Source organism: Psychromicrobium ferritrahens (assembly GCF_043789415.1).
Classification (GTDB): Bacteria; Actinomycetota; Actinomycetes; order Actinomycetales; family Micrococcaceae; genus Renibacterium.
On record NZ_JBDLLW010000004.1, the window covers coordinates 99,692 to 112,634 of the forward strand.

10 protein-coding genes are annotated in these 12,943 nt (G+C 62.0%); 8 read left to right on the forward strand and 2 right to left on the reverse strand.

The features are described from left to right. Positions 1 to 74 precede the first annotated feature (74 nt). Both ABDK06_RS14145 and ABDK06_RS14150 read left to right on the forward strand, forming a co-directional pair. On the forward strand, positions 75 to 2,309 hold the full coding sequence (locus tag ABDK06_RS14145) for a polyribonucleotide nucleotidyltransferase (RefSeq protein ID WP_394942152.1): 2,235 nt from the start codon (positions 75 to 77) through the stop codon (positions 2,307 to 2,309). A gap of 49 nt (positions 2,310 to 2,358) precedes the next feature. Beyond that, on the forward strand, positions 2,359 to 3,708 hold the full coding sequence (locus tag ABDK06_RS14150) for a M16 family metallopeptidase (protein ID WP_394942320.1): 1,350 nt from the start codon (positions 2,359 to 2,361) through the stop codon (positions 3,706 to 3,708). A gap of 112 nt (positions 3,709 to 3,820) precedes the next feature. Here the strand turns inward: ABDK06_RS14150 and ABDK06_RS14155 are convergent, their stop codons facing one another. Then, positions 3,821 to 4,015, reverse strand: a complete 195-nt coding sequence (locus ABDK06_RS14155; protein WP_394942154.1) for a hypothetical protein — start codon at positions 4,013 to 4,015, stop codon at positions 3,821 to 3,823. Positions 4,016 to 4,296: 281 nt separating this feature from the next. Further along, positions 4,297 to 4,908, reverse strand: a complete 612-nt coding sequence (locus ABDK06_RS14160) for a TIGR00645 family protein (RefSeq protein WP_394942156.1) — start codon at positions 4,906 to 4,908, stop codon at positions 4,297 to 4,299. 328 nt (positions 4,909 to 5,236) lie between these two features. On the opposite strand from ABDK06_RS14160, the gene dapB reads away from it, so the two are divergent. From dapB to ABDK06_RS14190, 6 genes are read left to right on the forward strand one after another with little or no spacing between them, the layout of a single operon-like run. Next, positions 5,237 to 5,980, forward strand: coding sequence for a 4-hydroxy-tetrahydrodipicolinate reductase (gene dapB / locus ABDK06_RS14165; RefSeq protein ID WP_394942158.1), 744 nt, complete (start codon positions 5,237 to 5,239; stop codon positions 5,978 to 5,980). Further along, on the forward strand, positions 5,980 to 6,432 hold the full coding sequence (locus ABDK06_RS14170) for a hypothetical protein (protein WP_394942160.1): 453 nt from the start codon (positions 5,980 to 5,982) through the stop codon (positions 6,430 to 6,432). The genes dapB and ABDK06_RS14170 overlap by 1 nt, the downstream gene beginning before the upstream one ends. A gap of 49 nt (positions 6,433 to 6,481) precedes the next feature. Further along, on the forward strand, positions 6,482 to 7,276 hold the full coding sequence (locus ABDK06_RS14175; RefSeq protein ID WP_394942162.1) for an alpha/beta fold hydrolase: 795 nt from the start codon (positions 6,482 to 6,484) through the stop codon (positions 7,274 to 7,276). Positions 7,277 to 7,321: 45 nt separating this feature from the next. Next, the gene (gene dapA / locus ABDK06_RS14180; protein WP_394942164.1) at positions 7,322 to 8,242 is read left to right on the forward strand and encodes a 4-hydroxy-tetrahydrodipicolinate synthase; all 921 of its coding nucleotides are present in this window, start codon (positions 7,322 to 7,324) and stop codon (positions 8,240 to 8,242) included. 10 nt (positions 8,243 to 8,252) lie between these two features. Next, positions 8,253 to 9,944, forward strand: coding sequence for a ribonuclease J (locus ABDK06_RS14185; protein ID WP_394942166.1), 1,692 nt, complete (start codon positions 8,253 to 8,255; stop codon positions 9,942 to 9,944). Positions 9,945 to 10,001: 57 nt separating this feature from the next. Continuing rightward, positions 10,002 to 12,833 (forward strand): DNA translocase FtsK, encoded by a 2,832-nt coding sequence (locus ABDK06_RS14190; protein WP_394942168.1) that lies wholly within the window; start codon positions 10,002 to 10,004, stop codon positions 12,831 to 12,833. Positions 12,834 to 12,943 lie beyond the last annotated feature (110 nt).

The window sequence follows — 12,943 nt, forward strand, 5'->3', positions numbered from 1 at the left end:
GGTGCGGCCCGCCGTGAGGCTGGGCGGGTGGGGATGACCGAGGCTAGAACACAGAGAAACGGAGGTGACTCTCTATGGAGGGTCCCGAAATCCAATTCGCCGAAGCAGTGATCGACAACGGTCGCTTCGGCCAACGCACTATTCGCTTTGAAACCGGTCGCCTGGCGCAACAAGCCGCAGGCTCCGCGATGGTCTACATCGACGACGACACCGCGTTGCTCTCCGCGACCACCGCGGGCAAGCAGCCGCGTGAAGGCTTCGACTTCTTCCCGCTCACCGTGGACGTGGAAGAGCGGATGTATGCCGCAGGCCGCATCCCGGGCTCGTTCTTCCGCCGCGAAGGCCGCCCCTCCACCGAAGCTATCCTGGCTTGTCGGCTGATGGACCGCCCGCTGCGCCCAGCCTTCGTGAAGGGCCTGCGCAACGAGGTGCAGATCGTGGTCACCGTGCTGGCGATCAACCCCGATGAGCTGTACGACGTCGTCGCGATCAACGCTTCCTCGATGTCCACTCAGCTTTCCGGTCTGCCCTTCTCCGGCCCGATCGGCGGCGTCCGCGTCGCTCTGATCGAGGGCCAGTGGGTTGCATTCCCGCGTCACTCCGAGCTGGAGAACGCAGTCTTCGATATGGTCGTTGCTGGCCGAGTAGCTGGCGACGACGTTGCGATCATGATGGTCGAGGCGGAAGCCACCGACAACTCCTGGAAGCTGATCAAGGAAGACGGCGCCACTGCACCGACCGAAGAGGTCGTCGCCGAGGGCCTCGAAGCGGCTAAGCCGTTTATCAAGGTGCTCTGCGAGGCACAGGCCGATCTGGCTGCTCGCGCGGCTAAGCCCACCGTTGAGTTCCCGATCTTCCTGGACTACGAGCAGGATGCTTACGACGCCGTTGACGCGGCTGCCGCTACTCGTCTCGCCGAGGTCTTCCAGATCGCCGATAAGCAGGAGCGCGACAACGCTTCCGACGCGCTCAAGGACGAGGTTGTCTCAAGCTTGGCTGCGCAGTTCGAAGGCCGCGAGAAGGAGCTTTCGGCTGCTTTCCGCTCGGTCACCAAGAAGGTGGTACGCCAGCGCATCCTGAAGGATCAGGTCCGCATCGACGGCCGTGGCCTGACCGACATTCGCCAGCTCACCGCCGAGGTCGAGGTACTGCCTCGGGTTCACGGTTCAGCGATCTTCGAGCGCGGTGAAACCCAGATCATGGGTGTCACCACCTTGAACATGCTCAAGATGGAACAGCAGATCGACTCGCTCTCTCCGGAGAAGACGAAGCGCTACATGCACAACTACAACTTCCCGCCGTACTCCACCGGTGAAACCGGTCGGGTGGGTTCGCCCAAGCGCCGCGAAATCGGCCACGGTGCGCTCGCTGAGCGCGCTCTGGTGCCGGTGCTGCCTTCGCGTGAGGAATTCCCCTACGCGATCCGCCAGGTCTCCGAAGCGCTCGGATCCAACGGCTCCACCTCGATGGGCTCGGTCTGCGCTTCGACGCTCTCGCTGCTCAATGCCGGTGTGCCGTTGAAGGCTCCCGTGGCTGGTATCGCGATGGGCTTGGTCTCCGATGAGGTCGATGGTCAGACCCGTTACGCCGCGCTGACCGACATCCTGGGTGCCGAAGACGCCTTCGGCGATATGGACTTCAAGGTAGCCGGTACTTCCGAGTTCGTCACCGCGATCCAGCTCGACACCAAGCTCGACGGCATCCCCGCCTCCGTGCTGGCTGCCGCGCTCAAGCAGGCTCGCGAAGCCCGATTGCACATCCTGGGTGTGCTGAACGCCGCGATCGACGTACCGGATGAACTCTCCGAGTTCGCCCCGCGGGTCATCGCAGTCAAGATCCCGGTTGACAAGATCGGCGAGGTCATCGGGCCGAAGGGCAAGATGATCAACCAGATCCAGGAGGACACTGGCGCGGACATCTCGATCGAAGATGACGGCACGGTGTACATCGGCGCTACCAACGGTCCTTCGGCCGACGCAGCCCGATCGGCGATCAACGCGATCGCCAACCCGCAGGTCCCCGAGATCGGCGAGCGGTACCTGGGCACCGTGGTGAAGACCACCACCTTCGGTGCTTTCGTTTCACTCACCCCGGGCAAGGACGGTCTGTTGCACGTCACCGAGCTGCGCAAGATCAACGACGGCAAGCGAGTGGACAACGTCGACGACGTTGTCTCCGTAGGCCAGAAGATCCAGGTGGAGATCACCAAGATCGACGATCGTGGAAAGCTCTCGCTCTCCCCGGTGATCGCCGACGAGGCTTCCGCGGAGGCCACTGAGGCAGAGTCCGTCGAAGTTCAGGCTAACTAAAAAGTTGACTGAACAACTACCACTGCTCTCGGCTCAGACGCTCGAGAAGCTGTTCCGCTCGGAACAGGCCGTTGAAGGGCAGTTAGCTCCGGGGCAAGTGGTTTCAGGCCAGCCGGGCGGCGCCGTCGTGCGCCGCTCGGTGCTGCCTGGTGGAGTCCGGGTGCTGACCGAGTCGATGCCCGGCCAGCGTAGCGCTACTATCGGCTTCTGGGTCGGGGTGGGCTCGCGGGACGAGGCTGATGACCAGCACGGCTCCACCCATTTTCTTGAGCATTTGCTCTTCAAGGGCACCGCTCGTCGCACCGCGCTGGACATCGCCTCGGCTTTCGACGAGGTGGGCGGCGAATCCAATGCGGCGACCGCCAAGGAAAGCACCTGTTACTACGCTCGGGTGCTGGATAGCGATGTTGCGATGGCGATCGAGGTGATCGCCGATATGATCACTTCCGCCGTGCTTGACACCGAGGAACTCGAAGCAGAACGCGAGGTCATTCTCGAAGAAATCGCGATGGACAGCGACGACCCCACGGACGTGGCGCACGAGAAGTTCGTCGCGGCTGTGCTCGGGAATCACCCACTCGGCAGGCCCATCGGTGGCACTCCGGAAGCGATCAAAGAGGTTTCCCGGGACTCGGTATGGCAGCACTACCGGCGGTATTATCGCCCGGATGAGCTAGTGATCACCGCTGCAGGCGGATTGGACCACGACGTCGTCTGCGCCCGGGTGCTCGAAGCGCTGAGTTCGGCTGGCTGGCAGTTGGACCCGGCGGCAGCCCCGGTGCCACGTCGGAATACCGAGTTCGCGGCGATCAGCGGCACTGCTGGCCTCCAGGTTTTCCATCGCCAGGTGGAACAGGCAAATATCATCATGGGTTGCCCGTCGATCGTGGCCACCGATGAACGCCGCTTCGTGATGAGCGTGCTGAACGCCATTCTGGGCGGTGGGATGTCTTCCCGGTTGTTCCAGGAGATCCGTGAAAAGCGCGGCTTGGTGTACTCCACCTATTCTTTTTCCTCCGCGTACGCGGATGCCGGCTACTTCGGCATGTATGCGGGATGCTCGCCGCAGAAGGTGCCTCAGGTGCTCGGCCTGCTGGCCGCTGAACTGGAGAAGCTCGCTGCCGAGGGCATCTCTGCCGAAGAATTACGCAAGGCTACCGGACAGCTCTCCGGCGGTATTGTGCTCGCCCTGGAAGACACCGGTTCCCGGATGTCCAGGCTTGGCCGGGCTGAGCTGGTCTCCGGTGAGTTCCTGGACATCGATCAAACCCTGGAACGGATTCACGCGGTGACCGCTGAGCAGGTGCAGGAGCTGGCTCGAGAGCTGGCTGCTGCGCCTCGGACGATCACCGTGGTGGGGCCTTTTGAAGAGGATGAGACCTTCGGCCTCTCACTCTAGGCTGACTGTTGAGTAGCGCAGGGCGCTTGCAACCGAGTTTCCACTCACCAATCGCTGGATGTCTGTGGAGACGGTGCAAGCGCCCTGCGCTTTTAATAGCTCGCCATCACCATCAACGAGCGTTGAAGGTGATGCCTCGCCACCGATCTGTGTAATAGTTCTGAGATCCATTGCTGTACTTAAAGCAACCGCTGCCGCATGAACCTTGGTACACATAGGAATTTGCGGCGCTGGCGCTGCTGGCCGCTGCCAGTCCAATAGTTGAAGCGATGCCGATCGCAAGGACGGTGCCGACTAACTTTTTCATGTCGTACTCCTGACGGTGGTTGATGCTGTTTTTATCCCGGAAACTCTCCGGGTACAAGGAATATAACTCGACGATGGATAAATTAGCAATAGGTTATTCTATTGTTTATTTAAATTGAATCGCAGCTGATTGCCAGGCCAGAAATTGGCTGAATATTCTGATCGCGCGCAGCTCTGAGCTACCTTGCCGAGTACCTCGGCCTGCCGCCTCATTGGATTCCAAGAGGCTCTCCAACTGCTCGAATGGCTCTGGGCGCAGTGAGCTGCCGATCCCTGAGAACGCTAAGCGGTGACCGCTTGGGCCTTGTATTCTGCGGTCTTTTTCTGGCCGATCCTGTCGATCCAGGCCAGCGCCATCGCTGAGACGATGAAAGCCAGGTGAATCAAGGTCTGCCACATCAGGATGCCACCGGCATGCTCCGAGGTTTCTGGATCTGTGTACAGTCCTTGGATCCCGATGAAGGAACGCAGCAGGTGAATCGAGGAGATGCCGATGATCGACATCGCTAGCTTGGTTTTCAGCACATTGGCGTTCACATGGGAGAGCCACTCCGGCTGATCCGGGTGCCCCTTCAGATTGATCCTCGAGACGAAGGTCTCATAACCGCCGATGATGACCATGATCAAGAGGTTGGCGATCATCACCACGTCGACCAGGCCGAGCACAGCCAGCATCACCTTGGCCTCGGTCAGTTCACCACCGTGGTTGATCACCTCGTCGCCAAGGTGCCAGAGCTCTTTGACGAAAACCCAGACGTAGATCAACTGGGCCACGATCAGACCCAGATAGAGCGGCGCCTGCAACCAGCGGCTGAAGAAAATGAAACCGCCCAGCGTGCGAGGCGTGGCTTTGTTCAGGTAGTTATCATCGGTGGTGCTTTGATTCTGCGGCACGGTTTCTCCGGATGCTCGTCGTTGTGGCGGGTATTCGGGTGGTGAGTGAGGACCACTCTAGCCGAGCTCCGGCGAGCTGGTTCAGGATGGTCCTTACCTTCTCCCAACGCCTGTGCTTCGCTGTGGGTTCCTCGGACGTCTGGGCCCGAACCCCTCTCGATAGGTCAGTGACCCGGCGATAGCTTATTCACCGTGCAGCGGGCTATCCCGAAGCCGCTGGGCTATCCCGGCATGAGTACGAGCAGGCCCGGCATGAGCACGATCAGCCCCGACGTGAGGACGAACAGCCGGTCTCGGCGCCCGAGCCAGAAGCATTAGGCTTAGAAGCATGGAAAAAATGCGGATCGCCGTGCTCGGAGCGAAGGGGCGGATGGGTCAAGCCGCCGTCGCTGCGGTGCAGAACGCCTCCGATCTTGAGCTCGTCGCCGCCCTGGGCCGCGGGGACTCTCTTGAGGAACTCGTCACAGCCGGGGCTCAGCTGGTGATTGATCTGAGTGTGCCGGATGCTTCCGAGGCCAATGTCCGCTTCGCCGTAACCCACGGCATGCACGCCGTGGTCGGTACCACGGGCTGGGATGAGGCGAAACGGAAGTCCCTCGAAGAGCTACTGGCAGCGCACTCCGGCATCGGAGTGCTGATCGCGCCGAATTTCGCGCTCGGTTCGGTGCTCGCCACGCACTTCGCGGCCAAAGCCGCCAAATACTTTGACTCGGTAGAGATCATCGAACTCCATCACCCGGAAAAAATCGACGCTCCCTCGGGAACCGCGATCCGCACCGCGCAACTGATCGCCGAATCGCGGGACGGTCGCACTGCGCCTGACGCCACCAGCAAATCGCTCGACGGCGCCCGCGGCGCTCAAGTGCACGGCATCCCGGTGCACTCAGTGCGGCTCGCGGGGCTCTATGCACACCAAGAAGTGCTCCTCGGTTCGGTCGGGGAGCAACTGACCCTACGGCACGACTCTTTTGGTCAGGCCTCCTTCATGCCCGGCCTGCTGATCGGCGTCCGCACCGTGTCGAGCCGCCCCGGGCTGACCTACGGCCTCGACGGATACTTGGAACTCGACTGATGCGCACTAAGATCTGGGTGGCCGCGATCTGCCTGCTGCTGGTTTTTTACTTAGTGGTCCTGGTACAGCGCTCGGTGCTGCTGCTTACGGACGCCAATCCGGTAGCCAAAGCCTTAGGAGCCGCGCTCATCGTGCTGCCGCCGATCGGCGCCTGGGCGATGCTCCGGGAGCTTTTCTTCGGCGTCCGGATGGAAAAGTTGGCGAGCATCCTGGAAAAGGAGGGCGGACTGCCGGTGGACGATCTGCCGCGCACCCCCGGTGGCAGGATCGTCCGTGAAGCCGCCGACGCCGAATTCTTGAAGTACCAGCGCGAGGCGGAGGCAGCGCCGGAGGACTGGCGCTCCTGGTTCCGGCTCTCCTGCGCTTATGACGCCGCCGGTGACCGGAAACGGGCCCGCTCCTCGATGCGGGATGCTATCCGGCTGTACCGCAGCGCTCCCGCCGTCGGATAACCGCGCAGTAACTGATGAGCAGTACACACCCTGGAAGGATTCTGCGCTGATGCATTTTGCTAGCAATCCACAGGACGGCGTCGCCCTCGCCTGGGAGGAGCACGGCAACCCGGAAGGCGAACCGCTGTTGCTAGTGCACGGCAGCGCCTTGTCGAAAGCAGTTTGGCGCGGCATGGGCTACCTCCGTGCCCTCGGTCCGAAGTATCGTCTGCTCACCATGGATCTGCGGGGTCACGGTCGGAGCGGCAAACCGCGGCAGCCCGAGGACTACCGGATGCCGCTCGTGATGGCCGATGTGCTCGCGGTGTTGGATGCGGCCGGGGTGGCCTCGGCGCATTTCCTGGGCTACTCCTTCGGCGCCCGGATCGGGTTCTCACTCGGGGTGACGGCGCCCGAGCGGATGCGCAGCTTCATCTCAGCGGGCGGCAGCTACCGGATTTCCACGGGGTCGATCGGTCAGCTGTTCTTCCCAGAGTACGACGCCGCTCTCGCCCAGCGGGGGATGGCCGGTTTTATCGATGGCTGGGAACATCGCCTCGGCCACCCGGTGGACCCGGTCACCAGAATGGCCTTTATGGCGAACGACCCGGTGGCTCTGCGAGCCTATTTCGCCCAGACCGAGCGCGGTGAAGGAGTTCCGGAGCAGCGTCTGGCGGAGTTCCAGATCCCCAGCCTGTTACTGGCGGGCTCTCTTGATGCCCAGCGGCTCGACGATTCACGGTATGCCGTGAGCCTGATGCCGCACGCCGAATTGCTTGAACTGCCCGGCCGAGACCACGCCGACACGCTCTTCCCCGCAGGACCGGTGCTCGCCGTCATCGAACCCTTTTTGGACTCGCAGTGAGGGTTCGTTCTTCGAATCTCAGCCGGAGCGGGTAACGTTTTACCTATGGCCCCCCAGAAGCATTCGTACCCCTTCGGCACTTTGCTGACCGCCATGGTCACGCCTTTCAGCTCCGAAGGTGAGGTGGACTATCAGCAGGCCGCGCAACTCGCGGTGAAGCTGGTCGACGATGGATGCGACGGGCTCGTGGTGACCGGCACCACGGGGGAGACCTCAACACTGAGCGACGACGAAAAACTCAAGATGTTCCGCACGGTCAAAGAAGCCGTAGGCGATCGGGCAGCGATTATTGCCGGTACCGGCACCAGTGACACCAAGCATTCGGTTTCACTCTCCCAGCAGGCCGCTAAGCTCGGCGTCGATGGGCTGCTGATCGTCACCCCGTACTACAACAAGCCAAGCCAGTCCGGCGTGCAGGCACATTTCGAAACCATCGCCTCCGCCACCGAGCTGCCGGTGATGGTCTATGACGTTCCGGGCCGTACCGGCATTCCGATCAGCACCGAGACTCTGATCCGGTTGGCAGATCATCCGCAGATCATCGCCCTGAAAGACGCCAAAGCGGATCTCGCGGCCACTACGCGGGTGATGGCGAACACTGATCTGCATATTTACTCGGGCGACGACGCCCTGATTCTGCCGTGGATGGCCGCTGGAGCGGTGGGCCTGGTAGGCGTCACGACTCATCTGGCGACCAAGAAGTTCCGAGCCTTGATCGATGCTGCGCGATCAGGCGACTTCGCTACCGCGCGAACATTGCACTTTGAGCTGGAGCCCTTGTCCCGTGCCGTGATGACACGGATTCAGGGAGCTGTATCGGCCAAACAGATTTTGAAATGGCAGGGAGTCCTGCCGAACTCAGTGGTCAGATTGCCACTGGTGGAACCAAGCAGTGCGGAACTTGCCGTGATTAGAGCTGATCTGGAAGAGATCAGTTTTGATCTGGGGGCAAAATTCCCTGAATGAAAGAGACAGTATGACCCAAGTAGCCCAACCCGGCTTGCGCACCCCGCCTAAACTTTCACCGGGAACGCTCCGGGTGGTCCCACTCGGTGGACTGGGCGAGATCGGCCGGAATATGGCCGTCTTCGAAATCGACGGCAAATTGCTCATTGTGGACTGCGGGGTGCTCTTCCCCGAGGAGACCCAGCCCGGCGTCGACCTGATCCTGCCCGATTTCTCCTACATCGAAGACCGCCTGGACGACGTCGTCGCCGTGGTGCTCACCCACGGTCATGAGGACCATATCGGCGCGGTTCCTTATCTGTTGCGACTGCGCAAGGACATCCCCTTGATCGGTTCGCAACTGACCCTGGCATTGATCGAGGCGAAGCTTCAAGAACACCGGATCAAGCCCTATACGATGGCTGTCTCCGAGGGACAGGTTGAGCAGCTCGGCCCCTTCGAATGCGAATTCGTCGCGGTAAACCACTCGATTCCGGATGCCCTCGCGGTTTTCATCCGGACCGCAGGCGGCAATGTGCTGCACACCGGCGACTTCAAAATGGACCAGTTGCCGCTCGATGGCCGGATCACCGATTTGCGGGCTTTTGCCCGGCTCGGCGAAGAGGGCGTAGACCTCTTCATGGTGGACTCCACCAACGCTGATGTGCCCGGATTCACCACCGCCGAACGCGAGATCGGTCCGACGCTGGATCGGCTTTTCGGGCAGGCTGAAAAGCGGATCATCGTGGCGTCCTTCTCCTCCCACGTGCACCGGGTGCAGCAGGTGCTCAACGCGGCGGCCTTACATCGCCGCAAAGTCGCCTTCGTGGGGCGTTCCATGGTGCGGAATATGGGCATCGCCGCTCAGCTGGGTTATCTCGACGTGCCGCCGGGAATCCTGGTGGATATCAAGAATGTGGACAACCTTCCGGATAGTCAGGTCGTGCTGATGAGTACCGGCTCGCAGGGCGAACCGATGGCCGCACTGTCCAGGATGGCCAATGGTGATCACCGGATCCAGGTGGGCCACGGCGATACCGTGATCCTGGCTTCCTCCTTGATCCCGGGTAATGAGAACGCCGTCTTCCGGGTGATCAACGGCTTGCTCAAGCTAGGCGCTGAAGTCATTCACAAGGGCAATGCCAAGGTTCACGTCTCCGGCCACGCCGCCGCGGGGGAGCTGCTGTACTGCTACAACATCCTCAAGCCCAATAACGTGATGCCGGTGCACGGCGAGACTCGGCACCTGATCGCCAATGGCCGGATCGCCGAGAGCAGCGGGGTGCCCGCGGAGAACGTGCTGCTCACCGACGGCGGCACCGTGGTCGATCTGGTCAATCACCAGGCCAAAATCGTCGGCCAGGTGGAATGCGGATTCGTCTACGTCGACGGCACCAGCATCGGTGAAGTCACCGAAACCGATCTGAAGGACCGGCGGGTGCTCGGCGACGAAGGATTTATCTCCATCGTCACCGTGGTGAACCGCACCACCGGAAAGATCGTCAGCGGCCCGGAGATCCATGCGCGGGGCGTCGCCGAGGATGACGCGGTCTTTGACGAGATCATCCCGAAGATCAATGCTGCGCTCGAAGAAGCCGTGATGGCCTCGAAGGACCATACGAATTATCAGCTGCAGCAGGTGGTGCGCCGGGTGGTGGGTACCTGGGTGAACCGCAGGCTGCGGCGTCGTCCAATGATCGTCCCGGTGGTGCTGGAAGCATAAAGTGGGCACGGGGGCGAAATCCCAGAGAAACAGGGCTTCCACAGGTAGCGTGGGGGTATGGCGACTCGTACTTCCCCCGTGCGCCCAACCGCTAGTCGTGCCACTAAGGCAAATGGCAAGACCTCGACTGGCTCTGCTCGCACGCCCAAACACCCCGAACCCTCCCAACAAGCTGGCTCGGAGGTACAGCCTTGGCCGGTCCGAGCGATTGTCGGGCTGTGGCAAGGCATTGCCCACACCGTTGGTGGCGGCCTTCGCCGCGTCGGCCACGATGTCTCGGGCTTAGATCCGGCGCTGCGGCGTGATGGCAGCGCGCTGTTGTTGTTGCTGCTCGCGGTGGGCATCGCCACCTTCGAGTGGTGGGGGCTCAAAGGCTGGCTCGCCGACGGCGTGCACGGAGTGGTGAACGGCACTCTCGGCTGGATGGGCTTGCTGCTCCCTCTGATGCTGCTGATCTGCTCGATCGGTCAGTTCCGTCACCCCGAAAGCGTACGAGCCAATAACCGGATCGCGATCGGCTTCAGCATCATGACGGTGGCCGGGGCGGCTATTGCACATCTGGTGGCTGGCCAACCCAGCCTCTCTGCGGGTTTCGACGGCGTCAGCAAGGCCGGGGGAACCATCGGTTTCCTGGCGGCCACGCCGTTTTCCGCCGTGAACTTCTGGCTCGCGATCATCGCCTATATCGCAGTGGCTTTCGTGAGTCTGCTGATCGTCACCGCGACGCCATTCCGCGCTATCCCGTCCCGTTTGCGGCATCTTTACGAGCATCTGATGGGCCAGGATCCGGCGCCGGAGTCCGACCGCGACGGGCACGACCAGAGCTACCTCTACGACCGAGATGCGGTTCAGCCGGAACCGAAGAAGAAACGTGTAAAGCGAGGTTTGTTCGGCCGGAAGAAAGATCACCAGGACAGTACCGAGCTCTTCGACGCGCTGAGCGGAGATGAAGCCTTCGAGCGTGCTTTAGTGGATGAGCCGGCCACCGAACCGGTAATCCCGCCGGGCGTCCGGCGTCCCACCAAGGCTGAGCTCGCCGCCGAGCAGCTGAAAGCTGCCCAAGGCATCGGCGCAGCGGGTATCGGCACAGCGGCCGCAGCCCAGGTCGCTCCGGTGACTGAGGCACTCGCCACCTTGCCGGTGGTGCCTGAGAAGCCCACGGTCAGCCCGACCATCGCGGTGGCCAGAATTACCCCGCAGCCTCCCGCTACGCCCATCCCGCAGCGCTCCGAGCAGCTCAGCCTGGCCGGCGATGTGACCTACACCCTGCCCAACTCCGATCTGCTGACTCCCGGCACGATGCCCAAAGAACGCACCGAGGCGAATGACGCCGTCGTCGCCGCGCTGACCAATGTGCTGACTCAATTCGGGGTTGACGCCCAGGTGACCGGATTCTCCCGCGGTCCGACCGTGACGCGCTACGAGATCGAACTGGGTGCGGGCACCAAAGTGGAACGGGTCACCGCGCTGTCCAAGAACATCTCCTACGCGGTAGCGAGCGCTGATGTGCGCATTCTCTCGCCGATCCCCGGTAAGAGTGCGATCGGCATCGAGATTCCCAACACCGACCGTGAAGTGGTTTCGCTGGGCGATGTGCTGCGTTCGCAGAACGCGCGCCGCACCGATCACCCGATGGTGATGGGTGTCGGCAAGGACGTCGAAGGCGGCTTCGTGGTCGCCAACCTGGCCAAGATGCCGCACCTTCTGGTGGCCGGTGCCACCGGTGCTGGTAAGTCCTCCTTCGTGAATTCGATGATTACCTCGATTCTGATGCGTTCGACGCCGGATGAGGTCCGGATGGTGATGGTCGACCCGAAACGAGTCGAACTCACCGCCTACGAAGGCGTGCCGCACCTGATCACCCCGATCATCACTAACCCGAAGAAAGCTGCGGAGGCTCTGCAGTGGGTGGTGCGTGAGATGGATACGCGTTACGACGATCTCTCCAACTTCGGTTTCAAGCACATCGACGATTTCAACAAGGCAGTGCGCGCGGGCAAGGTCAAGCTGCCGCCGGACTCCAAACGGATTCTGAAGCCGTACCCGTACCTGCTGGTGATCGTGGACGAGCTGGCCGATCTGATGATGGTGGCTCCGCGCGACGTGGAAGACTCCATTGTCCGAATCACCCAGCTGGCACGGGCTGCCGGCATCCACCTGGTGCTCGCCACGCAGCGCCCCTCGGTCGATGTGGTGACCGGTCTGATCAAGGCCAATGTGCCGTCTCGGATGGCCTTCGCCACTTCCTCGGTCACCGACTCCCGGGTGGTACTGGATCAGCCCGGTGCGGAGAAGCTGATCGGTCAGGGCGACGCGCTCTTCCTGCCGATGGGCGCCTCCAAGGCGATCCGGGTGCAGGGTGCCTGGGTCACCGAGTCCGAGATCCACCAGATCGTCGAGCATGTGAAGGGCCAGCTGCAAGCTGTCTACCGGGACGACGTCGCGGTCGAGGCGCCGAAGAAGCAGGTCGACGAAGAGATCGGCGACGACCTGGATGTGCTCTTGCAAGCCACGGAGCTCGTGGTGACCACCCAGTTCGGCTCCACCTCCATGTTGCAGCGCAAGTTGCGGGTCGGCTTCGCCAAGGCCGGGCGTCTGATGGACCTGCTGGAATCACGCGGCGTAGTGGGCCCCTCGGAAGGCTCCAAAGCCCGTGACGTCCTGGTGAAGCCGGATGACCTGGCGGCGACACTGGCCGCCATTCGGGGCGATGAACCGACAGCCGCGGTGGATCCGACGACTGCGGCCTTAGCCGCCAACGCCAACGTGAATCAGGGCTATGGCACTGACCTAGTGGCAGAGGATCTGAACGCTCGTGCTCAGGCGGTCGACTACGGCGACGACGATGAGGACGGCGGAGAGGACGCCTGGCAACTTACCGGGCGCTAAGCCAACGGTGTGTGGAGATCTACGCCTTATGAAGGCTCGATAAGGTGTAGATCCCCGCACACGACCTCCATGCTCGACGGAGCTTCGCTGGCCGCGAGCTAAGGTAGATG